The organism is Saccharopolyspora indica (assembly GCF_027853965.1).
Taxonomy (GTDB): domain Bacteria; phylum Actinomycetota; class Actinomycetes; order Mycobacteriales; family Pseudonocardiaceae; genus Saccharopolyspora; species Saccharopolyspora indica.
This window is the reverse complement of record NZ_JAQGLB010000012.1, coordinates 218946-244474: the sequence shown is the minus strand read 5'-3', so window position 1 is coordinate 244474 and position 25529 is coordinate 218946. Positions and strand designations below refer to the sequence as shown.

Genomic DNA, 25529 nt, shown 5'->3' with positions numbered 1-25529 from the left:
AGCGCCACCGCGAGGATCGCCACCCCGAAACCGCTGTAGAGCAGGACGTCCACCACCCGGCTGCGGATCGCCAGCAGACCCACGCGCTCCGGCGGGACCACCGCCCGCAGCCCCGCCGCGACCAGCAAGGCCAAGCCGAGCAGCACCGAGCCGCGGCGCCAGTGCTGCATCGACACCAGGAGGAACCCGACCGCAGCGATGAGCAGCACCAAACCGAACGGCACGTACGTCAACAGGCGCGACCTTCCGCCGGACGACTCGCTCACGTTCCTCCTACCTGCCTGTCGCGAGCGGCGGCGGCCCTTGCGACCACCGCCGCTCAGCGCTTGATCGTCAGCGCCACCGCGAGGATCGCCACCCCGAAACCGCTGTAGAGCAGGACGTCCACCACCCGGCTGCGGATCGCCAGCAGACCCACGCGCTCCGGCGGGACCACCGCCCGCAGCCCCGCCGCGACCAGCAGCGCCATCACGAGCAGCACCGAGCCGCGACGCCAGTACTGCATCGACACCAGCAGGAACCCGACCGCCGCGATGAGCAGCACCAAACCGAACGGCACGTAGCTCACCAGGCGCGACCTTCCGCCGGACTGCTCGCTCACGTTCCTCCTACCTGTCGCGGTCCCCGCCGAGCGGAGATCAGCCGAGGTTGCGCTCGGCCGCCTCGACGACGTTGGTCAGCAGCATCGCGCGGGTCATCGGGCCGACCCCGCCCGGGTTCGGCGAGATGAACCCGGCGACCTCCGCGACGTCCGGGTGCACGTCGCCGGACAGCCCGGCCTCGGTGCGGGTCACGCCGACGTCGAGCACCGCCGCGCCCGGCTTGACCATGTCCGCGGTGATCAGGTTCGGCTTGCCCGCCGCCGCGATCACCACGTCGGCGCGGCTCACCTCGGCGGCGAGGTCCTTGGTCCCGGTGTGGCACAGCGTCACGGTGGCGTTCTCGCTGCGCCGGGTCAGCAGCAGGCCGATCGGGCGGCCGACGGTGATGCCGCGACCGACGACCGCGACCTGCGCACCGCCCAGCGGCACGTCGTAGCGGCGGAGCAGCTCGATGATGCCGCGCGGCGTGCACGGCAGCGGCGCCTCCTCGCCCAGCACCAGGCGGCCGAGGCTGATCGGGTGCAGGCCGTCGGCGTCCTTCTCCGGCGCGATGCGCTCCAGCAGCGGGCCGGCGTCGAGGTGCTTGGGCAGCGGCAGCTGCACGATGTAGCCGGTGCAGGCCGGGTCGGCGTTGAGCTCGTCGAGCACCGCTTCGACCTCGGCCTGGCTGACGTCGGCGGGCAGGTCCTTGCGGATCGACTTGATGCCGACCTTGGCGCAGTCGTTGTGCTTGGCACGCACGTAGGAATGCGAACCGGGGTCGTCACCGACCAGGACCGTGGCCAGCCCCGGGGCGCTGCCCTGCTCGGCGAGCCGGGCAACCCGGGGCCGCAGCTCGTCGAAGATAGCTTCCTTGGTGGCCTTGCCATCCAGAATCGTCGCGCTCACGGCTGTTCATCGTGGCAGACGACGCGCGCCCCGTCCCGCCCGGTCCGGCATTGCCGCCACGCCTACAGCCACCAGGGTGAGCAGCACGCCCACCACGGTGGACGTCGCGATCCCGTCCTGGGTCGCGGGCGCGAACACGTCCAGCAGCAGCGCCCCGACCAGCTGCCCGGCGATCATGCCCAGGCCGAGCAGCAGCACCCCGGTGTAGCGGACCAGCGCGACCGACCCGCCGATCACGAAGATGCCCAGGAAGCCGCCGGTGTAGAGCCAGCCGTCGGCCGGGAACTCCGGCAGGCCGCGGACCAGCACCTCGACCGCGAAGGCCAGCGCGAGGGCCGCCATCCCGATCCCGAAGTTGACCATCGAGGCGAACACCGCCGAGTCGGCCGCCTGCTTCATCCGGCCGTTGACCGCCGCCTGCCAGCCCAGCCCGACGCCTGCCAGCGCGGGCAGCAGCACCAGCCAGCTCGCCTGCGCGCCGCCCAGCTGCGCGGACACCGAGATCAGCACCGCGACCACGGCGAGCACCGCGCCGACGAGTCGTGCCGGTGTCACGCGCTGCGGCCCGGCGGGCCCCAGCCCGAGGCGGTCCACCACCAGCCCGCTGCTCACCTGCCCGGCCACCACCGCGACGGTGAACATCGCGACGCCCAGCGCGGTCGCGGCCATGCCCTGGGTGAACACCAGGTACCCGCCGCACACCCCGCCGAGGCACTGCCACGGCCGCAGCCCGCCCGGTTCGCGCAGCGCCGCGGTCAGGTTCCGGAATCCGCGACGAGCCCGCGGGATCAGCAGCGACGCCGCGAGCAGCACGGCGAACCCGCACGTGAACGAGATCAGCCCGGCCGCGATCCCGTCGTCCATCCGGGCCCCGAGCGCACCGTTGATCCGGGCCTGGACGGCGAGCAGCAGCCCGACCGCGGCCGCACCGGCCATGCCGAGCGCGCGCTGAGCGACCTGGGGATCGGAAGGTTTCACCGGCGTAAGGGTCACGTGACGGCAGTCTGCTCCGCAGCCCGCTCGGACCGCGATGCCCGGAGGTTGTGAGATACGACAAGCCCGGCCGCCGCCAGCGCCAGGCAGCCGGCCGCCGCGGCCGCCGCGGCCGGACCGGCCAGGTCGAGCATCACCCCGGACAGCGGCGCGGCGACCGCACCGCCGAAGGTGGTCGCGCTGGCCAGCCAGCCGAACGCCTCGTTGCGCCGGTCCGGTGGCGCGATGTCGGCCAGCCGGCCGTTGCTGGCCGCCAGCGTCGGGGCCACCGCCGTGCCGCCGATCATCAGGATCACCCCGATCAGCAGCGGCGAGCCGGGATCGGCGATCGGCGGCAGCACCGGCACCAGCGCCACCAGGCCGAGCGCGGTCAGCGACGCCCGCAGCCAGAGCCGGGGACGCCTGCCCGATCCGCCGAGCACCAGCCCGCCGATCAGCGACCCGACCGCCCACACCATCGCCAGCACCCCGGCCAGCTCCGGCTCACCGCGCTCGCGCGCCCAGGCCACCAGCACCAGGTCGACCGAGATCAACCCGCCGACGAGCAGCCCGAAGAAGCCCAGCAGCGAGACGAACCCCGGGATCCGGAACAACGGCGCGGACTTGCGCTCCCCCGCCGCGCGCTCGCCCAGCCCCTCGTTCAGGCCGGCGCGCCACAGCACGACGGCGAACAGGACGGAACCGGCCGTCGCCCACCCGGCGCAGGCGTACATCGCCGCGGCAGGTCCCCACACCGCCACCGCGAACGCGGCGAGCATCGGCGCCACCACGAACAGCAGCTCCTGCAGGGTGGCCTCGACCGCGAAGGCCGCCTCGCGAGCCGGGCCGTCCGCCAGCCGCGGCCAGATCGCCCGCCCGATCTGCGTGATCGGCGGGTGCGACAGCCCGGTCGCCAGCGCGACCGGCAGCACCAGCCACCAGTGCGCCGGATCGACCCAGCTGGTCACGGCGATGATGGCGACCATCCCGAGCCCGGAACCGATGCCGGTCACCACCAGCAGCCGCGGCGGCGAGCTGCGGTCGGCCGCCCGCCCGCGCAGCGGCCCGGCGATGGCCTGCCCGACCGTGATCGTCGCGCCGATCACGCCGCCGATCGCGTATGAACCGGTCCAGTCGACCACCAGGAAGGCGAGCACCATGCCGAGCGCGGGCATGTGCAGCCGGCCCAGCAGGCTGAAGAACATCAGGCTCGGCGCGTGCGGAACCGCCGCGAGGAGTCGGTAGGGCTGCAGCACGTACCCCACTCTTGCTTCTGGCACGGGTGTACCGCTACTCGTTTTCGCGCACCGCTGACCGCTGCGAACGCGCCGCTGATCCAATCCACCTGGTGGTGTGATGTTCATCCGGACGAGAAACCGGCAGGCTTCGTGACGAGATCACCGCACGCGGTGACATGGATCTTGAACGCGCGCACGTGTGCTGGATCAACGGAACGGAAGTCCCACACAGCGCACATGGCCGGGCCCGCGTCGAGTAGCGTCTTGGGCCGGGGTGGAGTCGGGTTGCCTCGTCGAGAGGGGGAGGATGTCACCCATGTCGCGTCCGACAGCGATCAGTCCGGAAGAGCAGGAGCAGATCGCCCGCAAGATCGGGGTTCTGCTGTTACAGGGCGCTCCTGAGGACTGGCAGGAGATCACGGTGGAGTACCGCGCCACCGGTGAGTACCACGACCTGCTGGGTGAGGTGACGGCGCAGGACGGCAGTGCCCGCTCGCTGGAGCCGCCGGCCGAGCTGCGCGAGATCTTCGAGAGCCTGCGCGAGGGCATGTACCGGCCGGACGTCGGTACCTGGCTCAGCGCGCTGTACGTGGTCGAGCGCCCGTCCAGCTACCGCATCGACATCAACTTCGACACCGAGCCCGGCTGGCAGCGCCCGCTGCCGCGCGCGGCCTACGTCGACGAACTGCGCCGCTACCCGCGCGCCGAGGAGAACATCCCGGACTGGATGCGGGAGCGGATCGACGGCACCGCGCCGGCCCCCGGTGCCCCGGTCGACGACGCGCCGGTCGCGCCGCCGGTCGCCGAGGAGCCGGTCGTCGCACCGCCCGCGGTCGCCGAGGACGAGCCGACCGGTTTCCAGGTGGCCAGCTCCTTCGACGACTTCGACGAGCAGGGCCGCCCGGTCGTCGCGGACCGCGAGCCGGTCCCGGCCGAGGAAATCGCCCAGCTGCGCCAGTACCTGGAGAACGCGCCCGTCGTGCTCGCCGCCCGCGAGGACGAGGAGGACCAGCTCGACCCGGAGCGGCCCACCGTCGTGCCGAGCACCTGGCACACCGACGGCGCGTGGCTGTGGCCGGGAGCGATCGCCTTCTACCTGGCCCAGTACGGGGTGCCGCCGGAGTCCGAGTTCGTCGCGCACGTCCGCCGCCGCGGTTTCCAGCTGGCGGAGGTCGACGACGCGACCCGCGACGCGGCGGTCAGCGAGCTGCTCGACCAGCCGACCGACTCCGACGACGACCCGCAGAACTTCGCCGACGAGCCGCAGGACTACGCCGACGAGCCGCGGAACCCGATCGCGGACGCCCCGGCCTACGCCGCGGAGCCCGACGACGAGCCGAGCTACGCCGAGGAGTCCCGGGACTTCGCCGACGAGCCGCAGGACTTCGCCGAGCCGGAGGCCGCCGAGGCCGAGCCGGCCGGCGGTTCGCGGCACGTCCTGGAGGACGAGGACGAGCTGCCCGACACCGGTGAAGTGCTGGCCGTGCTGCACGACCGGCTCACCGAGTTCCAGGTGGACGGCGACGGCTACCGGATCGGCAGCCACAGCGAGAGCGCCCGCTGCCTGGTCCAGGACGGCCCGGACTGGGTCGTGACCACCAGCACCGGCCGCGGCGAGGACGTCCGCTTCGCCCGCGTCGACGACGCGGCGGCGTACCTGCTCGGCAGCCTGCTCATGGAGCGCCGCCCGGCAGCCGCCGAGCCGGAACTGCCGCACGACGAGCCCGAGCTCCCGCAGCGCACGCCGGAGGCCGAGCTCCCGCAGCGGACGCCGGAACCCGACCTGCCGCAGCGCACGCCGGAACCGGCGCACGCGCCCGAGGCCGAGCTGCCCCAGCGGGCACCGGAGTCCGGACTGCCCCAGCGCACGCCCGAGGCCGAGCTCCCGCAGCGGACGCCGGAACCGGCTCTGCCGCAGCGCACGCCCGAGGCCGAGCTGCCCCAGCGAGCGCCGGAACCGGACCTCCCGCAGCGCACGCCCGAAGCCGAGCTCCCGCAGCGGGCACCGGAACCCGGGCTGCCCCAGCGCACACCGGGCTCCGACCTGCCCCAGCGGCCCGAGCCGGAGCGCGCCCCGGAACCCGCGGCGGCGAACCCGCTGTTCACCGCGAACCAGGACCCGGCGGCCCCGAGCGCTCCGCCCGAACCGCCGGTGCAGCACGACGCGGCACCGCCGCAGGAGGAGGCGACCCGCCTCCAGCAGCCGCCGCAGCTCGACCGCCCGGCACCGCCCGCGGCTCCGCCGTCCCCGCCGGTCGGCCAGCCCGTGCAGCAGCCGCCGGTCAGCGGCCCCGGCGGCGTTCCGCCGCTGCCGAAGCGCCAGCCGCGCCGCGAGAGCGGAGCCCCGGCTCAGCAGCAGGGCGCACCCGGTCCCGTGGGCGGTGCGGAGCGCCGTCCCGGCCCCGGTGGCCCCGGCATGGCCGGTCCGCACCGGCAGGGCCCGCCGCCCGGACCGCCGCGCCCGCCGCAGGCCGGTGGCCAGCAGCCCGGTGGTCAGCAGCCCGGTGGTCAGCAGCCGGGCGGCCAGCAGCCCGGTGGCCAGCAGATCCAGCCGCTCAACGGCGAACCGCCGCTGACGCTGTACCGCGACCGGCGCGTGATCATGCTCCAGCCGGGCACCGAGCTCGACCGCTTCGGCGAGCCGAACGGCAACGTGCTCTACGCGATGCGCACGCCGTACACGCACCGCTCGCTCCCGCCGCAGTGGTCGAACCGCTCGTACTTCGCCTACCGCATCCAGCGCCCGGTCCAGGCGCTGCGCGGCACGGCGGTCCCGTGGTTCGAGCAGCCGGGCGGCGGCACCGCCTTCGTGCTCCCGGCACCGGTCAGCGACCTGCTCGCGGACGGCACCCTGGCGGAGATGCCGGCCACCGAGCGCCCGCCCATGGAGTGATCGGATCGCTTTGAAGCGCGAGGGCACCCGCGATCGTTCGCGGGTGCCCTCGCGCATTTCACGATCAGGTGCGAGGTGAAGGGCACCTTTCGCCAAATATGTTGGTGAAAGGTGCCCTTCACCCGTTTCCGGGGGTTTCGAAAACCAGTGGGGCGGGCTGCGGCGTCCGGTAGCGTCGCCGGTCCCGGCAACCGCAGCGGTGGTCGCCACGTTCAGGAAGCAGTCCCATGAGCAGCCAGCGGTCCACGACGACGTTGTGGCGTCCCACCGGTCCCGTCGAGCTTGAGCTGGTTCGTGAGCTGGACTGGCGCGCCTGGCCGCCGCGGCTTCCCGAGCAGCCGATCTTCTACCCGGTGCTCGACGAGGACTACGCGATCAAGATCGCGCGGGACTGGAACGTCGTGCACGACGGCTGCGGCTTCGTGACCCGGTTCGAGGTCGAGTCGGAGTTCCTGCGCCGGTACCCGGTGCAGCAGGCGGGCGGCCGGACGATCCTGGAGCTCTGGGTTCCGGCCGAGGAGCTGGACGAGTTCAACGCCCACATCGTCGGCGAGATCCAGGTGGTCCACGAGTTCCGCTGACAGCACAGCGGAAATCGGATGCCCGGCAGGGGTTTCGCCGCCACCATGGACGGATGCTGGTCGATCACTTCCCGCTCGTCGGGCTCAAGCTGACAACGCCGCGGCTCGAACTGCGCCTGCCGTCGTCCGAGGAACTCGGTGAGCTGGCCGGGCTGGCCGCCGACGGGGTCCACGACCCCGCCGTCATGCCGTTCTCCACGCCGTGGACCGACCACCCGCCCGAACAGGTCGCGCTGAACGTGATCCAGCACCACTGGCGGGAGCTGGGCAGCTGGACCCCGCAGGACTGGTCGCTCGACCTCGCCGTGCTCCACGGCGAGGTCGTCGTCGGGCTGCAGAGCATCAGCGCCCGCGAGCTCGCCATCACCCGCGAGGTGAGCACCGGTTCCTGGCTCGGACAGCGCTACCAGGGCCGGGGTTTCGGCACCGAGATGCGAGCGGCCGTGCTGCACCTCGGTTTCGCCTGCCTCGACGCGGAAGAAGCCGTTTCCGCGGCGTTCGCGGACAACGCGGCCTCGCAAGCGGTGTCCCGCAAGCTCGGCTACCGGCCCGATGGATTCCAGCGCCACGCCATCCGAGGTGCCTTGGCCGTCCAGCACGGATTGCGGCTCACCCGCGCGGACTGGGAGCGGCACCGCACCGTGCCGGTCGAGGTCGAAGGGCTCACGCCCTGCCTTCCGCTGCTCGGGGTCGACCGCTGAGGCTCACGACGTGCTGGTGATGGTCGTGACGGTCACGACGGCGGTGGACGCGGCGATCCCCGCTGCGGTGCGGGCGACCGCGGTGCTCACGGCTTCAGCGCCCCAGTTGCCCTGCTCGAACTCCTTCGCCCGCTCGGCGACCTCGCCGGACCACGCGAGCGGCGGGCGCAGCGCGGGGAGGGCGCCGCTGGAGGACAGCAGGGCGATCAGCGCGCCGGTGCTGCTGTCGGGCGTCTCGCCGTCTTCCAGCGCGGCGCGGATCTTGCGGCGCAGTTCCGCTTCGCGGCCGGTGTCCTCGGCGGGCATCCTGGTCGTCGGGAAGATGCCCAGCACCTTCTTCTTCTCGACGCGGATGACGCCGCGCTCCAGGAGGCGGTCGAGCACCGGTTTCCGGAGCCCGGCACCGATTTCGAGCAGCAGCGGCTGAACCCGGCGGGGCTTCTCGGCGATCTTGTCGTAGGCGGAGCGCAGCAGCGGGTCCTCCGGCTGGGCACCTTCCACAGCGCTGATCTTCGGGCCGTTGAGCGCCGTGCTGCCGTCGGAGTCGACGCTGCCGCGCAGCGCCAGCTCCACCAGCACGGCACCGCCGAGGCTGTAGTGCAGGGTCCCCGCCGCTGCGGGAACTCCCGTTTCATCGTCGAGCAGCAGCATCATCAGGTCTTCGACGAGCAGCATTTCTTCCTCTCTCACAGCCAGTCGTGCTCGCGCGCGTAGCGGGCTGCTTCGTGCCGGGTCTGGGTCTGGGTCTTCTGCATGGCGTTGGACAGGTAGTTGCGCACCGTGCCCTGCGCGAGGTGGAGCTGGGCGGCGATGTCGGCGACGGAGTAGCCCTCGCCGGTCACGCGCAGCACGTCCAGCTCCCGGTCGGTGAGCGGGCAGTCGTCGACCAGCGCGAGCGCGGAGACGTCCGGGTCGATCCAGCGCTTGCCCCCGTGCAGGACGCCGATCACCGAGGTGATGTGCGCGGGGTCGGCGGCCTTGCTGACGAAGCCCTGGACGCCGAGCTTGAGCGCCTTGCGGAGCACACCGGGCTTGGCGTGCCGGGTCAGCATGAGGATGACCTGGTCCGGCCTGGTGCGGCGGATCTCCGCGACGGCGCCGAGCCCGTCCACACCGGGCATCTCCAGGTCGATGACGAGCACGTCGGGCCGGTGCCGCAGGGTGGCTTCGACGGCCTCCGCACCGTTCTCCGCTTCGGCGAGCACGGTGATGTCGCCCTCGAGCGGGAGCAGCGCGGCCATCGCCTTGCGGAGGAGGGCTTCGTCGTCGGCGAGCACCACGGTCGTCACTGTTCCGCCTCTCCCATGTCCGCCTCTCCCATGTCCGCCTCTCCCATGTCCGCCTCTCCGCGATTTTCAGTGGTGGTTGCGTCTGGGGTCGATCTCACGTTTGGGCGGTTTCTTGTGGCTGGGTTGCGTCACGGTCCCCTGAGGTGCGGTTGAGCAGGGCTCCGGTTGGCACAAAGGGTGTCATCCGGGCGCCTCCGCTCGGTTCGGGAACACCGCGCGGGTCGGGAACTCCGCGGCGGTGCGGAACTCGCCGTCGTGCTGGTCGACCGACAGCTCGCCACCGTCCGCGGCGACGCGTTGGGCGAGCGCGGCCAGTCCCCTGAGCTCGGGGACCGGGGCGCGCTGGGCGCCGTCGTTGACGATGCTGATGCTCGACGCCGACAGCGCTATCCGCACCTGCGTCGCCTGGGCGTGCCGCAGGATGTTCGTGGTCGTCTCGCGGAGCACCTGGCCGAGCAGTTCGCCGACGCGCTGGTCCACATCGGCCTCGCGGTCGACGCGCACGTCGATCCCGGCCGCTTCGAAGAGGTTCCGCGCGTTCTCCAGCTCGGCGGAGAGGTTGAGCCTGCGCTGCGCGTAGGCGAGCTCCTTGGTCTGGGTGATGGTGTCGCTGACCAGGTCGTGTATCTCGCGCAGCTCCTGCTTGGCCCGCTCCGCATCGCTGTCCACCAGCTTCCGCGCCAGCGCGGTCTTCAGCTTCACCACGTGCAGGGTGTGGCCCTGGATGTCGTGCAGATCGCCCGCGAACCGGACGCGTTCGCGGATCACGGCCAGTTCGGCCTCCCGCTCCCGCGCCTCCTCCAGCTCCGCGACGATGTCGTAGAACCGCTTGTTGGGGAACATGAACCCGATCATCACCACGGTGATCCCCGCGGGGATGAAGACGTACCGGACCAGCACTTCCGGCACTTCCTCGTCGGTGACCAGCAGCCTCGCCGCTCCCGCGGCGGCGACGTAGCCGACCAGGGCCACCGCGGCCCAGATCCGCCAGCGCGACAGCCTGGGGACGGTGAGCGCGCCCACGAAGGAGATGCCGAAGAACGCCATCCGCCCTTCCCCCGCCAACGTCCCGAAGGCCCAGACCGCGGCCGTGACGGCCAGCGCGATCGGCGCGACGCGCAGGAGGTCGTCGGCCGCCCACCGGACGAACGCCACCAGGGTCGCCACCACGCCGGTGGCCAGGACGGCGGCCTCCCACCAGTTCCGGGCGTCGAACGCCACCACCACCACGCCGACGACGGCGAGCAGCGGGAGGAACATCGTGAGGTTGGTCTTGCGCAGCTGCCCACGCGTCCGCGCCCGGCGTGCGTTCTGCCGCATCAGGCGGTTCCGGGCAGCGGTCTGGCGTTCATGAGCGGATCTCCGGAGTCGCGCGGCGGGTTCGCCCAACACTATTGCTCCGTTCGCGCGGCGAGCACCAGTGACACGGCGTCATGCCTTCCGCGCAGAAATGTCACGGCGCGCTTCTGACGCGGCGGCACTGGGTGCGGCGGCCGCGGCGCGCTGGAATCGGAGCCATCGACATCCGATCTCACCTCGGCTGGGAACCCGCTGCCGCAACGGCACTCCCAGCTATGTCCATTGTGGAGCAACTCAGAGGAGCGCTGATGCGCAAGCCCGCGTTGACCGTCCTCGCCGCCGCGGTGGTGGCGACCCTGACCCCGATCACGGCGTCGGCGACGCCACCTGAACAGCTGAACTGGGGCCCGTGCCCGGTGGACGTCACCAAGCCCGGCCTGGAGTGCGCCGCGCTCGACGTCCCGCTGGACTACCGCGACCCCGGCGGCCGGACGATATCCGTCGCGGTCTCGCGCCTGGCGAGCGCGGACCCGGACAAGCGCCGCGGCGTGCTGCTGACCAACAGCGGCGGGCCGGGCGGCACCGGCCTGGAGTTCCCGGCGATCCTGCGCGACCTGGGGCTGCCGCGGGAAGTGCTGGACAGCTACGACGTGATCGGGATGGACCCCCGCGGCGTCGGCCACAGCACGCCGGTGACCTGCGATCTCACACCCCTGGAGCACCCGACCAACATCCCGGTGTACGCGGCCGGCGCGGCAGCCGTCGAGGAGGAGGCCGAGCGGGTGCGGGCCGTCGCGGAGAAGTGCGGATCGTCGCCGACGGCGCCGCTGCTGCCGCACATCACCACCGCCAACACCGCTCGCGACATGGACCGGGTCCGCGAGGCGCTGGGCGAGTCGACGGTGTCCTACTTCGGCATCTCCTACGGCACCTACCTCGGCTCGGTCTACACCACGATGTTCCCGGAGCGCAGCGACCGGTTCCTGATCGACAGCGCCACCGGCCCCCACGGCTGGGACGCCGAGTTCGCGAGGGCCTTCGGGCGAGGTTTCGAAGACCGGTTCCCGGACTTCGCGGAGTTCGCCGCCGCCCGCCCCGAGTACGGCCTCGGCGAGACCCCGGAACAGGTGCGGGCGAAGTACTTCGAGCTCGCCGCGCGGCTGGACGCGACCCCGAGCCCGGACGGCTACAACGGCCAGGCGTTCCGCTTCGCCACCTTCGCCGCGCTCTACTACGACCGCGAACTGCCCCGGCTGGCCGAGACCTGGCAGGCGCTCGACACCGGCAACCCGGTGCCAGCCCCGGCCCCCGTCGACCCGGCTCCCGTCGACCCGAGCATCCCCGCGGACAACTACCTGGCCAGCCAGCTGCACGTGATCTGCAACGACTCGGCCTGGCCGGAGGACGTCCGGACCTACCAGCGCAACGTCGAGCTCGACCGGCTCCGCCACCCGATGTTCGGCGCCGCCGGGGCCAACATCACGCCGTGCGCGTTCTGGCCGTCCGAGCCGGTCGAACCGCAGGTGGAGATCACCGACGAGGGCCCGTCGAACGTGCTGGTCCTGCAGAACCTCCGCGACCCCGCCACCCCGCTGGCCGGGGCCCAGGAGCTGCGGAAGGCCTTCGGCGACCGGGCCCGGATGGTGACCGCCGACCAGGGCGGCCACCTGGCCTACCTGTTCCTGGACAACCCGTGCGTCCACGACATCGCGACCGGCTTCCTGGTCGACGGCGAACGCCCGGAGCGCGACCTCGCCTGCTGATCCCGGAGGACTGGCGCAGGAGCTCTCCTGCGCTAGTCCTCGCGGCCCGTCACCGCGATGGAGACGCCGAGGCCGATCATCGCGAGGCCGCCCGCTCCGCCGACGGTGGCGAGCCGCCGCGGCGAGCGGGCGAACCAGTCCCGCGCGGTGGCGGCGGCGAGACCCCACGTCGAATCGCAGATCAGCGCGATCGCGTTGAAGATCAGCCCGAGCAGCAGCATCTGCACCGCGACGTGCCCCTGCTCGCGGTCGACGAACTGCGGCAGCACAGCGGCGAAGAACACCATCGTCTTGGGGTTGGCCACGCCGACCGCGAAGCCCTCCCACAACGTGCGCAGGCCACCGATCGCGGGCTTGCCCTCAGCCAGCTCCGCGTGCACCGACTTGCGCTGCCGCACCGCCTTGATGCCCAGGTGCACCAGGTACGCGGCGCCCACCAGCTTCAGGGCGGTGAACACCAGGGCCGAGCGCTCGACGATCGCCCCGACTCCGAACGCGACGGCGACGACCAGCACGTAGGCACCGATCGTGTTGCCCAGGACCGTGGTGAGCGCGGCGCGGCGGCCTTGCGCCAGGGCCCGGCCGACGACGAACAGCACGCTCGGGCCGGGGATCACGATGAGCAGCAACGACGCAGCGGCGAACGCGAGCAGTCGATCGGTGGCGACCATGGAGTTCATGGAACCACGGGAATCGGTTCCGGCTGAAGCGGTTTTCCGGTGGAGCGGAACGGGGATTTCTCGCGAAATCGCCGTTCAGTCGACGCGGAGGCCGTGCGCCGCGGCGAAGGTGAGGGCCAGCATCGTGTCGACGCGGGCTCCCCGGAGGTTGGCCTGGACCATGGCGTCCGCGTCCAGGCGGGCGTCGCGGAGGTCCGCCTCGGCCAGGCGGGCGCCGAGCAGGCGGGCACCGGTGAAGTCCGCTTCGCGGAGGTCGCAGCGGCGCAGGTCGCAGTCGGTCAGGTTGGCCTCGCGGAAGCGGATGCCGCGCAGGTCCAGGCCCCGCAGGTCCGCTCGGCCCATGCCCACCAGCGTCAGGTCGGTCTCGCGCAGCCGCCACGCGCGCAGCCGGCAGTCCACGAAGCTCGACCCCAGCAGGCTGCAACCATCCAAAGTGGACTTCCCGAACACGGTCCGCTCGAACTTGCAGGACCGGAACGCGGTGGCGACGTGCTGCGAGGCGTTGAGATCCGTTCCGGTGAACACGCACTCGGTGAACACGCAGTTGCGGGTGCTCAAGCCGGTCAGGTCCGCGTCGGTGAAGTCGCAGTGCTCGAACGAGCGACCCTCCCACTCCTGGTCCGTCAGCACTGCGTCCTCGAAGTTCTCGCCCACCGCGCTCGTCATCAGCCCAGCGTGCCATGCCTGCCCGACACGCCGGCACGTGCCGCATCCGGATGCCGCCAGGTCCCGGCGAGAGGCTCAGTCGCCGATCTTCAGGAGCCGTGCGCGCTTTGGGGTGCCATGGCACCCCGAACCACTCACGGGAGCCATCGCATCACGGCACCACGACCACCGGCCGGACCGCCTCGACCACCAGCGTCGCGGGCACCGTGCCCAGCAGTCCGCCGCGGCGCCGCGAGCGGCCCACCACGATCAGATCCGCCCGGTACTGCTCGGCGACCTGCTCCAGACCCACCGCCGGATCGCCGCGGTGGTGCACGAAGTCCCAGTCGATGTCCACCCACTTCAGGTGCGACACGACCTCCTTCTTCAACTCCTCCACCAGGCTCTCGGCCGCCTCGCTGGCCACCGCGACGCCCATCGGCGACCAGTAGGCGACCCCGCCCACGGCCTCGACGTAGACCAGCACCAGCCGCGCGCGCTCGCGCCGCGCCAGGCCGGCAGCCCACGCCGCGGCGTGGAAGCTCGCCGGGCTGCCGTCCATGCCCACGACGATGCCGCCCAGCCCGTCCTTGCCGATCTCGAATTCCCGCTCGTTGTCGCCTTCGGCCACGCGGAGATGGTAGTGGTCGCGGCCCGGGGAGTTGGACGCGTGCGACACACTCGACACGTGAACAGCGGCCACACCCTCTCCGACCTCGAACGTCGCGCCCTCGACGCGGTGGACCCCGACGACGTCCTGGACGACCTGCGCGAGCTCGTCGCGATCCCCAGCGTCGGCGGCACCACCGGCGAGCACGACGCCCAGCAGTGGTGCGCCGACCGGCTGGCCGGGCTCGGTCACCGGGTGGACCACTGGCGCATCGACGTCCGCGAGCTCGCCGAGCAGGACGGTTTCCCCGGCCAGGAGGCCGAGCGCGACATCGCCTACGGCTGCGTGGGCGTGCGCGGCGACGGCCCGGAACCGGCGCTGGTGTTCTGCGGGCACACCGACGTCGTCCCGCCCGGCGACCTCGACCGCTGGCCGGACCGCGACCCGTACGCCCTGCGCGTCCAGGACGGCATCGCCGCCGGTCGCGGCACCTGCGACATGAAGGGCGGGCTGGCCGCGATCTTCGGCGCGCTGCAGGCGCTGCGCGCGGCCGGCATCGAACTCGCCCGCCCGGTGGCCGTGCACACCGTCGTCGGCGAGGAGGACGGCGGGCTCGGCGCGTTCGCCACGCTGCGGCGCGGACATCGCGCAGCGGCGTGCGTGCTGGCCGAGCCGAGCTCGGGCACGATCGTGGCGGCCAACGGCGGGTCGCTCACGTTCCGGCTCGAAATCGCTGGTCAGAGCACGCACGGCTCCACCAGGTACCGAGGGGTGAACGCGCTCGACAAGCTCGCCCACCTGCTGCCCGCGCTGCGCGAGCTGGAATCCCGCCGCAACGCCGGCCCCGACCCGCTGGTCGCGCACCTGGAGGTGCCGTACCCGCTGTCCATCGGCATGGCCCGGGTCGGCGACTGGGCCAGCACGGTGCCGGACCTGGCGATCGCCGAAGGCCGCTACGGCGTCCGGATCGGCGAGTCGATCGAGGACGCCAAGGCCGAGTTCACCGCCGCCATCGCCGCGGCCTGCGCCGCGGACCCCTGGCTGGCGGAGCACCCGGTCCAGGTCAGCTGGCCCGGCGGGATCTTCGCCAGCGGACGACTGCCCGAAGGGCATCCGCTGCTGCCCGAGACCCAGGACGCCGTCGTCGCGGCCGGAGCACCCCGGCCGGTTGCGCTGGGCGCGCCGTACGGCACCGACCTGCGGCTGTACTCGGCCGCCGGAATCCCGACGCTCCAGTACGGCCCCGGCGACATCCGCTACGCGCACGCCCACGACGAGCACGTCTCGATCGCCGAGCTGGAGCAGGCGGCCCGCACCTACGCCCTGCTGGCGATCCGCCGCTGTGGCGTCGCCTGAGCGTTCTTGAACACCTCGAACACGGCGAGGTAGTTCTCGCCGCCGTGCCCGGTGGCGATCGCCTGCTCCGCGATCGCCACCATGTGCCGCGCCTGATCCGCGTGAACACCCTGCTCCACGCAGGTCCGCGCGATGTGCTCCAAGGCGTTCAGGTTCATCTCCATGGTGCCGAGATCACCGGGGTAGTTGCTCGCGTCCAGATCGGCCGCCTGCTCGACGAGGGTCGGGTTCACCACCACGGCGGGCATGAACCAGTTGACGGCGAGGTCGGCGAACTCGACCGCGGGGACACCCGCCGAGCCGACCAGAGCGGTGGCGTGCAGGAATCCGTTCATGGTCGCGTACATCAAACCGAGCAGGGCCGTGTTGTGCAGCACCGCGAGGCTCGGGTCGGCGCCGAGGAACCGCGGCGCTCCCATGCTCGCCAGCGTCTCCCGGTGTTCGTCGAAGACGTCCTCCGATCCGCTGTACAGGAAGACGGCTCCGGGATCTCCGACGAGCGGTGGCGGCACCATGATCGCGCCGTCGAGGTACGCGGCACCGCGCTCGGCGGCCCAGCCGGCTGCCGCGGCGGCCTCGCTCGGCGTGCCGGAGTTCAGGTTGACCAGGACCCGCCCCCGCAGCGCATCCGTTGCCGGGGCGAGAACTCCGTGCGCGGTCTCGTAGTCCTTGAGGCAGGTGATCACGACCGGACTCGCCGACACCGCTTCCGCGATGTCCTCCGCACTGCGGGCTCCCCTGGCGACGACATCGTCCGCCTTCGCCGGGGTCCGGTTCCAGACGGTCGTCGGATGGCCGCGGTCCAGCAGCGCTCCGGCGAGCGCCAGGCCCATCGGACCGAGTCCGACGACGGTGACCGGTGCGAGCTGCGGGACTGCGTCTAGTTGATTCGTCATGCGGATTAGGCTGCGGTGTCACATCGATGTGAGAGTCAACGTGGAGTGGTGGCCGTCACATGCGCATGGGTGAGTTCTCCCGGCGAACCGGAGTGAGCCAGCGACTCCTGCGCTACTACGAAGAGCAGGGGCTGCTCGCGCCCTCGCGGCTGCCGAGCGGATACCGCGAGTACTCGGAATCGGACGTCGCCACGGTGCGGGGCATCCGCATGCTGCTGGCGGCGGGGCTCGGCACCGCCACCATCGCCGAGCTGCTGCCGTGCCTGGCCGACGACGGGAACTCCTTGGCCCCGGCCTGCTCCGGCATGCTGCCCGACCTGAACCGGGAGCGCGAACGGCTCGACGCAGCGGTGGCCGACCTGCTGGCCGCGCGCGAGGCGCTGGACGACATCATCGCCGCCACCGAGTCGACCGGCGTCGCCGACGAGGACGCTTGTGCTGCGATCGGCGACGCCGGTCGAAGTCGGCACGACTGAACGGAATTCCGGTTCAGCCAGCGGCATTCTCCGCTAGCGCACGGTCTTGAAGAACGCTCGGATGTCGTCCACCAGCAGATCCGGGGCCTGCAGCGAGGCGAAGTGCCCGCCGTCGGAGCAGCTGGTCCAACGGGTGATCTCGTGGGAGAGCTCCGCCAGACCGCGGATCGCCCCGTCACCGGCGAAGTTCGCCACGCCGGTCGGGACCGCGGTGCGCTCGGGACGCCGGTCCCACCCGTCGGCGGACTCCAGGTAGAGCCGGGCCGCCGAACCCGCCGTCCCGGTCAGCCAGAAGATCGTGACGTTGGTCAGGATCGCGTCCCGGTCGATCGGGGTCTGCTCGGTGCGAGCGGGATCCCAGTCGACGAACCACTCCAGGTTCCAGGCCAGCTGACCGGCCGGAGAGTCATTGAGCGCGCAGGCCAACGTCTGCGGGCGGGTGGACATCTGCACCGCGTAGCCGGAATGCCCGTACCAGAGCTCCTGGTTCCGCTCGGCCTGCGCGCGATCCTCCGCCGACAACCGCTCCAGATCACTGGGATCTGGGATCGCCCGCCACCGAGGTATCCGCCAACGCGTTCACGTGCACGCCGAGGACGTTCTCCGGCGCTGTCCGGCCGAGCTCCGGCGACACGATGCTGCCGAAATCGCCACCCTGCGCTCCGCAGCGCTCGTACCCGAGACCCCGCATCAGCTCCGCCCAGGCACGCGCGATCCGGTTCACCCCCACCCCGTCCGCGTGGTCGGCCCGGAGAAGCCGAACCCCGGCAGTGGAGGAGCGACCACGTGGAAGGCCTCCGCCGGGTCCCCGCCGTGCGCACGCGGGTCCGCCAGCGGTCCGATGACTCGACGAAGTCGTGGACCGTGCTCGGCCAACCGTGCGTGATGATCAGCGGCGTCGCATCCGGCTCCGGGGAACGGACGTGCGGGAAGTGCACCCGCTGATCATCGATGACCGTCGTGAACTGCGGGAACGAGTTGAGTCGGGCCTCGTGCGCGCGCCAGTCGTAAGCGGTGCGCCAGTACTCGACCAGCTCGGCCAGGTAGTCCTGGTGCACGCCGTACGGCCAGCCGACACCGGGGAGCTCGCCGGGCCAACGAGTGCGGGCCAGTCGCTCCCGCAGATCATCCAGGGACCCCTGGGCGACATCGATCCGAAACGGCGCTAGTGCGTGCAGGCTCACGGCCGAGTAGGACAGCTTCGGTCCTCCTCAGCTGCCAAGGTGGGCGCATGCTCGCAACACCCGCCCGCTTCCTCCGGCTGCTGTCGCTGCTGCAGATGGGCCGTGACTGGTCCGGCACGGAACTCGCCGAACGCCTCGGAGTCACTACCCGGACCGTGCGGCGCGACATCGACCAGCTGCGCGAGCTGGGCTACCCGGTGGACGCCACGATCGGCCCGCACGGCGGGTACCGGCTCGGCTCCGGCGCCTCGCTGCCGCCGCTGCTGCTCGACGACGACGAAGCAGTCGCGGTCGCGGTCGGCCTGCACACCGCGGCGGCCGGACGCGTCACCGGAACCGAGGAAGCCTCGGTGCGCGCGCTGAACAAGCTCGAACAGGTCCTGCCGTCCAGGCTGCGCCACCGGGTGAGCACGCTGAAGAACGCGGTCGTGACGATGTCCCCCGGCACCGAATCAGGCGTGCGGGCAACGGTGCTCACCGCGATCTCGGCCGCCGTCAGGGCCGCTGAAACGCTGCGCTTCGACTACCTCGACCACCGCGGAACCGAGTCGCGGCGCAACGTCGAACCGCACCGCCTCATCTGCTGGGGCCAGAAGTGGTACCTGGTCGGCTGGGACGTCGACCGAGCCGACTGGCGCACCTTCCGGGCGGACCGGATGACGCTGCGCACCCCCAACGGACCGCGCTTCGCGCACCGCGAACCGCCGGACGGCGATGTCCTGGCCTACCTGCGCAGAACCGTGGGATTCGAGATGTGGCCGCTGCGCTCGCACCTGCTCGTGCACGCACCCGCCGCGGACGTCGAAGGCCGGATCGACGGCATCGTGACCCCGCTGGACGAGAGCACCTGCCGCGTAGAACTGGCCTCGGACTCCTACGACCTCGTCGCACTCGCGATGGGCATGCTCGATGTCGACTTCGAAGTCGAATCACCTCCAGAACTCGCCGAACACCTGCGGAAACTGGGCAACAGGTTCACCGCCGCCAGCACGCGCCGACGCTGAACCCCGGTGGGCCCGAGCGCGGCGTCGGTGGGGTTCACCGCGCTCGGGCCCCGGCGTCCTCGGACCGCGCCCGAGTGATGGCCGGATGCAACACCCTGGGAGGGAGTGGTGTTCGTCCGCTGCCGGTCGGGCCGGTCGACGCCGAGGTGGGTGGCCGCTGGTGAGCTTTTCAGCCTTGCTGGGGCCTCAGCCACGCTGAAGGACCGCCAGGAGACCGGAAACCTCAGTGGAAGTCGCGAGAGGTTGAGGGGATGCGGACTTCCAACTTCTGCAGCCGGTCAGCTCTCAGATTGATCACCCCTTCCGCTCGCTCCACGATTCCGCGCACCAGCAACGCCGCGCTGGAGCGCCCGACCTTGCGGTACCGCGCCCACAGGCCCGGAGAGCACATGACGTTGACCATGCCGGTCTCGTCCTCCAGGTTCAGGAACGTGATCCCGCCCGCGGTGGCCGGTCGCTGCCGGTGCGTCACCGCACCACCGACCAGCACCCTCGCCCCGTGCTCCACTTCGGACAGACGCGCTGCCGGGAGCGCGCCGAGCGAGTCCAACTTGGACCGCACGAACTGGAGCGGGAAGCTGTCCGGGGAAACGCCGGTGGCCCAGACGTCCGCCGCGGCCACGTCGATCCCGTCCATGCCGGGCAGGGCAGGAGCAGGAGCCGCGGCCGTGGTCCCCGGCAGCCGATCCGCTCGGTCACCGGCCGCCGCAGCCGCGTTCCACAGCGCCTCGCGGCGGGACAGCCCGAAGCAGCCGAACGCGCCGGCCGTCGCCAACGCCTCCATCTGCGCCGCGGTCAGCTCCACCCGTCGGGCCACCTCGGCCATGCCGGTGTACGGACCGTTCGCCGCCCGCTCGGCCACCAACTTCTCCGCCGCGCCATCGCCGAGCCCGCGCACCGCAGCCAGCCCGAGCCGCACCGCCTGCCGCCCCTCGCTGGCGGCATCGGGTTCCAGATCGGCCTGCACCCGACTCGCGTTGACATCCGGTCCGCGCACCCGCACGCCGTGCCGCCGGGCATCCGCGACCAGCGACTGCGGCGAGTAGAAGCCCATCGGTTGCGCCTTGAGCAAGGCGGCGCAGAACGCCGCCGGGTAGTAGTGCTTGAACCAGGCGCTGGCGAACACCAGCAGCGCGAAGCTCAGCGCGTGGCTCTCCGGGAAGCCGTAGTTGGCGAAGGCCAGCATCCGCTGGTAGATCCGGTCGGCCAGCGCCCCTGAGATGCCCTTGACCGCCATGCCCTCGAACAACCGGTCCTTGAGCCGGGCCATCCGCTCCTCGGACCGCTTGGCCCCCATCGCCCGCCGCAGCTGGTCGGCCTCCGCCGGGGAGAACCCCGCGACGTCCACCGCCAGCTGCATCAGCTGCTCCTGGAACAGCGGGACCCCGTAGGTCTTCGCCAGCGCCCCCGCCATCGACGGGTGTTCGAAGTCCCACTCCTCCTCCCCGTTGCGGCGCCGGATGTACGGGTGCACCGAACCGCCCTGGATCGGCCCCGGCCGGATCAGCGCCACCTCGACCACCAGGTCGTAGAACTCCCGCGGCTTCAATCTCGGCAGCGTGGCCAGCTGCGCGCGGCTCTCCACCTGGAACACCCCGACCGCGTCGGCCCGGCGCAACATCTCGTAGACCGCGTCGTCGGCCAGGTCCAGCCGGCCGAGATCGACCTCGCGCCCGTGGTGCTCGCGCACCATCTCGGTGGCGTACCGCAGCGCCGAGAGCATGCCCAGCCCGAGCAGGTCGAACTTGACCAGGCCGGCCTCCGCGCAGTCGTCCTTGTCCCACTGCAGGACGGTGCGGCCGGGCATCCGCGCCCACTCCACCGGGCACACCTCGCTGACCGGCTGGTGGCAGATCACCATCCCGCCGGAGTGGATGCCCAGGTGCCGCGGGAAACCCATCAGCTCACCGGCCAGCTGCCGCACCGGCCCGGGGATCTCGGACTCTTCCGGCAGCGGGCCCCAGTGCTCGATCTCCTTGCTCCAGGCGTCCTGCTGACCCGGCGAATAGCCGAGCGCGCGGGCGACGTCGCGCACCGCCGAGCGCGGCCGGTAGCTGATCACGTTCGCCACCTGGGCGGCGTGCATCCGGCCGTACGTGCGGTAGACGTACTGGATCACCTCTTCGCGGCGGTCCGACTCGATGTCCAGGTCGATGTCCGGCGGACCGTCCCGCTCCGGGGCCAGGAACCGCTCGAAGAGCAGCTGGTAGCGCACCGGGTCCGCGTTGGTGATGCGCAGCGCGAAGCACACCGCCGAGTTCGCCGCCGATCCCCTGCCCTGGCACAGGATTCCCTGGCTGCGGCAGAACTCCACGATGTCCTGCACGATCAGGAAGTAGCCGGGGAACTCCAGCTCCTCGATCACCGCCAGCTCGTGCTCGATCTGCTGGTAGGCCGCGGAGTTCTGCTGCGGCAGGCCGTACCGCTGCAGCGCGCCCTGGTAGGTCAGCTCCCGCAGCCAGCCCGCTTCGGTGCGCCCCTCGGGCACGCGGAACGGCGGCAGCTGCGGGGCCACCAGCTGCAGGTCGAAGGCGCACTCCTTGCCGAGCTCGGCGGCCCGCTGCACGGCTCCCGGGTAGCGCGCGAACAGCTCCGCCATCTCGGCCCCCGAGCGCAGGTAGCTGCCCGCCCAGGCGGGCAGCCAGCCGTCCACCTCGTCCAGGCTGCGGCGGGCCCGGACAGCGGCGACCACCCCGGCCAGCCGGGCCTGCTCCGGCCGGGCCAGGTGCGCCCCGGTGCTGGCCACGGTGGACACCCCGGCGCGGGCGGCCAGCTCGGTCAGCGCATCGTTGCGCGCGGAATCCGCGGGCAGTCCGTGGTCGGTCAGCTCCACCGCGACGTGGTCCGCGCCGAACAGCGCGACCAGCCCGTCCAGCTCCGCCGCGGCGGCATCGAAGCCGTCCGCCGCGAGCGCGGCGGGCACCGCACCCTTCCGGCAACCGGTGAGCACCTGCCAGTGCCCTCCGGCCGCGGCGGCGAGCTCCGCCAGCTCGTAGACCGGCCGCCCCTTCTCCTTCCCGGCCAGCTGCGCCTTGCTGATCTCCCGGCACAGGCTCGCGTACCCGGTGGGGTCCCGCGCCAGCACCAGCAGGTGCCGCCCCTCCGGATCGGGCACCCCGTTCTGCGGCGCGGTGAGCCCCAGGCTGAGCTCGGCGCCGAACACCGTGCGCATCCCGTGCTCGGCGGCGGCTTCGGCGAAGCGCACCACCCCGTACAGCCCGTCGTGATCGGTGAGCGCGATCGCCTCCAGACCCAGCCGCGCCGCCTCCGCCACCAGCTCCTCCGGGTGGCTCGCCCCGTCCAGGAAGCTGAAGTTGGAGTGCGCGTGCAGCTCCGCGTACGGGACCGGCGGCATCGCGGGAACGGCGTCGGACCGGCGCTCGGCGTGCTGCCGAGTCCGCGCCGGACCGTCGTTCCCGTCGTCGGGGCCCCGCTCGTCGCGGCCCCCGCGCCCGGTCGCGGAACCGGACCGGCCGGACAGCGCGGTCTCCAATTCCGACCAGGACTGGGGAGGGTTGAACCAACTCATGACAACAGTGAACTCCAGTTCGAAACGACGATGCCACCGAGAATCGGGCAAACCACTCGAACGAGTGTTCGCGCTCATCGATAGGCGCCCTGCACCCACCAGCGATCCCGCTCGTGCACCAGCAGCAGGGCCACCTCACCCGGATCGGGACCGGAATCCGGTCCGCCGGAACCCGCTTCGAGCACCACCTGGATCCGCACCGCCGACCGCGGCGGCACCTGCGTCGCCGGAGCCGTCTGCCCGGCGACCGCCAGCAGCTCAGCCCACCAGCGCTCGGTCACCGGCCATGGCCCCGCCCAGCCCGACACCGCGCGGGACCGGCCGCCCGACACCTCGACGCGGTGCGGCGCGGCGGTCAACCGATCCCGGTCGGTGATCCCCACCGGCCGGCCCTCGGCATCGAGCACCACCGCGGGCCACGGCGAATCCGGGACCACCGCGGGGGACGGCGCCGGGATCCGGCCCGGCCACGGGCGATCCGGTTCCAGCGCCGGGCGCCGCTCATCGCCCCACGGCACGAACCGCACCTGATCGCGCAGATCCCGACCGCCGTCGAGCACTCCGGTCAGCACCGCATCCGGCCCGAGCATGCCCTGCACCCGGGCGAACGCGCGGCCGGCGCGGGCATCCGCCTCACCGGTCGCGGCGCTGAGCAGGTCGAGCTGCAGCCCGCCCGCTCCGACGACTTCCTCCGGGTGCAGGCTCAGCACGCCCACCCCGGCCGTCGGGCGCTGGGACCCGCTGCGGCCGTTCAACCAACCGTCGAGCTGCCAGCGCACCCGGTCCGCGGTGGCCGACGGGGTCAGCGGCTCGGCGCACCGCCACACCCGGTGCAGCTCCTCCCCGTGCTCGGTGCTCGCCGAAATCCCCAGGCGCGTGCACGCCAGACCGAGCTCGCCGAGCCTGACGTGCAGCCGGTCCGCCAGCGCCTTGGCCGCGAAGGCCGCCCGGTCCACCCGGTCCACCGGCGGATCGAGCTGCTCGGAGACCACCAGGTCCGGCGGGGGCTGCCGCCGCAGCACCGGCCGCTCCTCCTGACCGCCCGCCGCGCGGTGCATCGTCAGCGCGAACTGGCCGAACCTCGTCGCGACGTCCGACGGGGCCAACGCGGCGAAGTCGCCCAGCGTGCGAATCCCCAAGCGCCGCAGCAGATCCACCAGCGACACCTGCTCCGCGGCCTGCCTGCCGCTGAGCCGGTCGGCGAGCTGGTCGATCTCGTCGACGGCCAGCGGCGCGAGGAACTCCGGGCTCAGCCCGGGCGCGACCAGCTGACCGCGCCGAGCGGCCAGCACCGCCGCGAACAGCCCGTCCGCGACGCCCACCTGGCACTCGACCCCGACGTGCGCGCCGATCTTGTCGATCACCCGCTCGGCGGCGCCCGCCTCGGAGCCGAAGTAGCGCGCTGGCCCCCGCGCCGCGACCGCCACCAGCCCCGGGCGGACGATCTCCACCCCCGGCATCATGTCCTCGATCGCGACCACCACCGGCTCGAACATCCGCGCGTCCCGGTCCGGATCGTGCTCGCGGACCACCAGTTCCGGGCAGCGGCCCTGCGCTTCGCGGCGGCGCATCCCGCGCCGGACCCCGCTGTCGCGGGCCGTCGCGGAGCAGGCCACCACCCGGTTGGACGCGAACACCGCGGTGGGCACCAGCGGGCCGAGTTCGGCCGCGCGGGCCGCGGCCACCACCGGCCAGTCCGGGCACCACACGACGAGTCGACGAGGCGGCATCGCTAATCACCCGCCACGGAACGCAGCCGGGGCCGCGCGCTTTCGTCCTCAGGAACCCCGAGAGCACCACCGGACCCCGGGAGCAGGAGCCGGCACGAACGCGGCCGGGACGCCGCACCGCGCCCGCCCGCGTGCACCGTGACCGCGCGTTCCCGCAGGTACCCGTGGCCCTGCCCGATCCCGCGCCAGCTGGCATCAGCGCAACGGAGCTGCACCTCGGCACCCGCCCACGGGCCGAACGGCAGCAGCACCGAACCGCGGTTGCGCGCCCGCGCCGACAGCCTCCGGGCATCGGAATCCGCGATCCGCCGAGCACCACCGACGACGACCAGGTCCACGCCGTCGAGCAGCGCGGCGACCACGCCGACCGGGTCACCGCCCGGCCGCGGAACCACCGCGAGCCTGGCGAGCTCCACACCGGTTTCGGCCGCGGCGACCAGGCTGATGCCCGCCAGCCCCACCACCGCGGCCCAAGAACCGCTGGCGGTCGCCTCGGCGAGCAGCGCGAAGAGCAACGAGACAGATCCGTGCACCGCCACCGTGCTGCCACGGCGCAAACCTGGCCATGGCAGCACGGCGGCGAGTTCTGCCCGCGTGGGCAGCACCCGGCCCGCACCAGGAACACCACCCGCTCCGACCACCGGCGCGCCCACGAACACCCCGTGAGCCGCGGACACGCCCGGCGCCGTCGAAGACGCCATCGCGGACATCGCTGCCTCCCCACATCGTGCGCGCGGATGCCCGACCCCGGAGCGGGCACCCACCAAGCCGCTGTGGGGAAGACAGCGGTGGAACCGACACTGCGCCTGCACCCGAACGCAGCGCCGGATCCAACGGATCGGTCGGCCCCGACACCTACCGATCCATCTCGAACCTCAGTTCGAACAAAGACAAGTAAACCCTGGCCCGAGCCCCCCGTCAAGGCCTGTAGCCGGATTGGGTGAACATTTGTTCGATCGCCCGAAATTCGGCTGAGGCAAACGGAAACAGCCGCTACAACTTGACCGGAGACCGCGTTCCAGGGCCGCCCCAGCAGCAGCCCGGACCCGCCTCCCGCCGGCCGCCGCGACGCCGGGCCCGACAGCCCGGTGCTCCGCACCTCCCAGCCGGGACGACCGCGCGGCGAACGAATTCCCAGACCACCGAGGAGGGCTTCCATGCGCACGTCACGACCGGACCGGTCCCACCGGCAG

22 protein-coding genes and 1 pseudogene are annotated in these 25529 nt (G+C 72.3%); 7 read left to right on the top strand and 16 right to left on the bottom strand.

Features of this window, described 5'->3' with window-relative positions:
* From OU416_RS25500 to OU416_RS25480, 5 genes are all read right to left on the bottom strand, one after another.
* A partial coding sequence (locus OU416_RS25500; protein ID WP_270929535.1) for a DUF3017 domain-containing protein occupies positions 1–266 on the bottom strand: 266 nt, incomplete at its 3' end.
* Positions 267–319: 53 nt separating this feature from the next.
* Positions 320–601 carry a DUF3017 domain-containing protein gene (locus OU416_RS25495; RefSeq protein WP_270929534.1) on the bottom strand — a complete coding sequence of 94 codons (282 nt, stop codon included), beginning with the start codon at positions 599–601 and terminating at the stop codon, positions 320–322.
* Between the two features lie 37 nt (positions 602–638).
* The gene (locus OU416_RS25490; protein WP_270929533.1) at positions 639–1490 is read right to left on the bottom strand and encodes a bifunctional methylenetetrahydrofolate dehydrogenase/methenyltetrahydrofolate cyclohydrolase; all 852 of its coding nucleotides are present in this window, start codon (positions 1488–1490) and stop codon (positions 639–641) included.
* 6 nt (positions 1491–1496) lie between these two features.
* Positions 1497–2468, bottom strand: a complete 972-nt coding sequence (locus tag OU416_RS25485) for a DMT family transporter (RefSeq protein ID WP_270929532.1) — start codon at positions 2466–2468, stop codon at positions 1497–1499.
* An 11-nt stretch (positions 2469–2479) separates the two neighbouring features.
* Positions 2480–3718, bottom strand: a complete 1239-nt coding sequence (locus OU416_RS25480) for an MFS transporter (protein ID WP_270929531.1) — start codon at positions 3716–3718, stop codon at positions 2480–2482.
* A 298-nt stretch (positions 3719–4016) separates the two neighbouring features.
* On the opposite strand from OU416_RS25480, the gene OU416_RS25475 reads away from it, so the two are divergent.
* From OU416_RS25475 to OU416_RS25465, 3 genes are all read left to right on the top strand, one after another.
* On the top strand, positions 4017–6593 hold the full coding sequence (locus OU416_RS25475; protein ID WP_270929530.1) for a glycohydrolase toxin TNT-related protein: 2577 nt from the start codon (positions 4017–4019) through the stop codon (positions 6591–6593).
* A 227-nt stretch (positions 6594–6820) separates the two neighbouring features.
* A complete protein-coding gene (locus OU416_RS25470) occupies positions 6821–7174 on the top strand; it encodes a hypothetical protein (RefSeq protein ID WP_270929529.1) in 354 nt (117 codons plus the stop codon).
* A 53-nt stretch (positions 7175–7227) separates the two neighbouring features.
* On the top strand, positions 7228–7875 hold the full coding sequence (locus tag OU416_RS25465; RefSeq protein ID WP_270929528.1) for a GNAT family N-acetyltransferase: 648 nt from the start codon (positions 7228–7230) through the stop codon (positions 7873–7875).
* A 3-nt stretch (positions 7876–7878) separates the two neighbouring features.
* On the opposite strand, the gene OU416_RS25460 is transcribed toward OU416_RS25465, so the two are convergent.
* The 3 genes from OU416_RS25460 to OU416_RS25450 all read right to left on the bottom strand — a co-directional run bounded on the left by OU416_RS25460 (position 7879) and on the right by OU416_RS25450 (position 10484).
* Complete coding sequence (locus OU416_RS25460; protein WP_270929527.1) at positions 7879–8550, bottom strand: GOLPH3/VPS74 family protein; 672 nt, start codon at positions 8548–8550, stop codon at positions 7879–7881.
* A gap of 11 nt (positions 8551–8561) precedes the next feature.
* Entirely contained in the window at positions 8562–9164 is a 603-nt protein-coding gene (locus tag OU416_RS25455; RefSeq protein WP_270929526.1) for a response regulator transcription factor, read from the bottom strand.
* Positions 9165–9344: 180 nt separating this feature from the next.
* On the bottom strand, positions 9345–10484 hold the full coding sequence (locus OU416_RS25450) for a sensor histidine kinase (protein WP_270929525.1): 1140 nt from the start codon (positions 10482–10484) through the stop codon (positions 9345–9347).
* Between the two features lie 287 nt (positions 10485–10771).
* Between OU416_RS25450 and OU416_RS25445 the strand changes: the two genes are divergently transcribed.
* Positions 10772–12226 carry an alpha/beta hydrolase gene (locus tag OU416_RS25445; protein ID WP_270929524.1) on the top strand — a complete coding sequence of 485 codons (1455 nt, stop codon included), beginning with the start codon at positions 10772–10774 and terminating at the stop codon, positions 12224–12226.
* Between the two features lie 32 nt (positions 12227–12258).
* On the opposite strand, the gene OU416_RS25440 is transcribed toward OU416_RS25445, so the two are convergent.
* From OU416_RS25440 to OU416_RS25430, 3 genes are all read right to left on the bottom strand, one after another.
* The gene (locus tag OU416_RS25440; protein ID WP_270929544.1) at positions 12259–12897 is read right to left on the bottom strand and encodes a LysE family translocator; all 639 of its coding nucleotides are present in this window, start codon (positions 12895–12897) and stop codon (positions 12259–12261) included.
* Positions 12898–12981: 84 nt separating this feature from the next.
* Positions 12982–13572, bottom strand: coding sequence for a pentapeptide repeat-containing protein (locus OU416_RS25435; protein WP_270929523.1), 591 nt, complete (start codon positions 13570–13572; stop codon positions 12982–12984).
* 151 nt (positions 13573–13723) lie between these two features.
* Positions 13724–14182 (bottom strand): universal stress protein, encoded by a 459-nt coding sequence (locus OU416_RS25430; RefSeq protein WP_270929522.1) that lies wholly within the window; start codon positions 14180–14182, stop codon positions 13724–13726.
* A gap of 57 nt (positions 14183–14239) precedes the next feature.
* Here OU416_RS25430 and OU416_RS25425 point away from each other — a divergent pair, with 57 nt between their 5' ends.
* Positions 14240–15517, top strand: a complete 1278-nt coding sequence (locus OU416_RS25425) for an ArgE/DapE family deacylase (protein ID WP_270929521.1) — start codon at positions 14240–14242, stop codon at positions 15515–15517.
* Here the strand turns inward: OU416_RS25425 and OU416_RS25420 are convergent.
* Complete coding sequence (locus OU416_RS25420; protein WP_270929520.1) at positions 15478–16413, bottom strand: NAD(P)-dependent oxidoreductase; 936 nt, start codon at positions 16411–16413, stop codon at positions 15478–15480. The genes OU416_RS25425 and OU416_RS25420 overlap by 40 nt on opposite strands.
* Before the next feature lie 59 nt (positions 16414–16472).
* Here OU416_RS25420 and OU416_RS25415 point away from each other — a divergent pair, with 59 nt between their 5' ends.
* The gene (locus tag OU416_RS25415; protein WP_270929519.1) at positions 16473–16889 is read left to right on the top strand and encodes a MerR family transcriptional regulator; all 417 of its coding nucleotides are present in this window, start codon (positions 16473–16475) and stop codon (positions 16887–16889) included.
* Positions 16890–16922: 33 nt separating this feature from the next.
* Here OU416_RS25415 and OU416_RS40320 read toward each other — a convergent pair.
* Positions 16923–18067 (bottom strand): annotated as a pseudogene (locus OU416_RS40320) (epoxide hydrolase family protein).
* A gap of 53 nt (positions 18068–18120) precedes the next feature.
* On the opposite strand from OU416_RS40320, the gene OU416_RS25405 reads away from it, so the two are divergent.
* On the top strand, positions 18121–19077 hold the full coding sequence (locus OU416_RS25405) for a helix-turn-helix transcriptional regulator (protein ID WP_270929518.1): 957 nt from the start codon (positions 18121–18123) through the stop codon (positions 19075–19077).
* Between the two features lie 223 nt (positions 19078–19300).
* On the opposite strand, the gene OU416_RS25400 is transcribed toward OU416_RS25405, so the two are convergent.
* The 3 genes from OU416_RS25400 to OU416_RS25390 all read right to left on the bottom strand — a co-directional run bounded on the left by OU416_RS25400 (position 19301) and on the right by OU416_RS25390 (position 25046).
* Positions 19301–22606: an error-prone DNA polymerase gene (locus OU416_RS25400; protein ID WP_270929517.1), complete on the bottom strand. Its 3306-nt coding sequence runs from the start codon at positions 22604–22606 to the stop codon at positions 19301–19303.
* Positions 22607–22680: 74 nt separating this feature from the next.
* Positions 22681–24336 (bottom strand): DNA polymerase Y family protein, encoded by a 1656-nt coding sequence (locus OU416_RS25395; RefSeq protein ID WP_270929516.1) that lies wholly within the window; start codon positions 24334–24336, stop codon positions 22681–22683.
* Between the two features lie 2 nt (positions 24337–24338).
* On the bottom strand, positions 24339–25046 hold the full coding sequence (locus tag OU416_RS25390; protein WP_270929515.1) for a hypothetical protein: 708 nt from the start codon (positions 25044–25046) through the stop codon (positions 24339–24341).
* Positions 25047–25529: the final 483 nt, after the last annotated feature.

Bases quoted from the DNA above. Each gene is read 5' to 3' on its own strand.
- OU416_RS25400 (WP_270929517.1), bottom strand. From the start codon at position 22,606: ATGAGTTGGTTCAACCCTCCCCAGTCCTGGTCGGAATTGGAGACCGCG.
- OU416_RS25420 (WP_270929520.1), bottom strand. From the start codon at position 16,413: ATGACGAATCAACTAGACGCAGTCCCGCAGCTCGCACCGGTCACCGTC.
- OU416_RS25450 (WP_270929525.1), bottom strand. From the start codon at position 10,484: ATGCGGCAGAACGCACGCCGGGCGCGGACGCGTGGGCAGCTGCGCAAG.
- OU416_RS25405 (WP_270929518.1), top strand. From the start codon at position 18,121: ATGCTCGCAACACCCGCCCGCTTCCTCCGGCTGCTGTCGCTGCTGCAG.
- OU416_RS25465 (WP_270929528.1), top strand. From the start codon at position 7,228: ATGCTGGTCGATCACTTCCCGCTCGTCGGGCTCAAGCTGACAACGCCG.
- OU416_RS25475 (WP_270929530.1), top strand. From the start codon at position 4,017: ATGTCGCGTCCGACAGCGATCAGTCCGGAAGAGCAGGAGCAGATCGCC.
- OU416_RS25470 (WP_270929529.1), top strand. From the start codon at position 6,821: ATGAGCAGCCAGCGGTCCACGACGACGTTGTGGCGTCCCACCGGTCCC.
- OU416_RS25460 (WP_270929527.1), bottom strand. From the start codon at position 8,550: ATGCTGCTCGTCGAAGACCTGATGATGCTGCTGCTCGACGATGAAACG.
- OU416_RS25390 (WP_270929515.1), bottom strand. From the start codon at position 25,046: ATGTCCGCGATGGCGTCTTCGACGGCGCCGGGCGTGTCCGCGGCTCAC.
- OU416_RS25415 (WP_270929519.1), top strand. From the start codon at position 16,473: ATGCGCATGGGTGAGTTCTCCCGGCGAACCGGAGTGAGCCAGCGACTC.
- OU416_RS25395 (WP_270929516.1), bottom strand. From the start codon at position 24,336: ATGCCGCCTCGTCGACTCGTCGTGTGGTGCCCGGACTGGCCGGTGGTG.
- OU416_RS25445 (WP_270929524.1), top strand. From the start codon at position 10,772: ATGCGCAAGCCCGCGTTGACCGTCCTCGCCGCCGCGGTGGTGGCGACC.
- OU416_RS25435 (WP_270929523.1), bottom strand. From the start codon at position 13,572: ATGACGAGCGCGGTGGGCGAGAACTTCGAGGACGCAGTGCTGACGGAC.
- OU416_RS25440 (WP_270929544.1), bottom strand. From the start codon at position 12,897: ATGGTCGCCACCGATCGACTGCTCGCGTTCGCCGCTGCGTCGTTGCTG.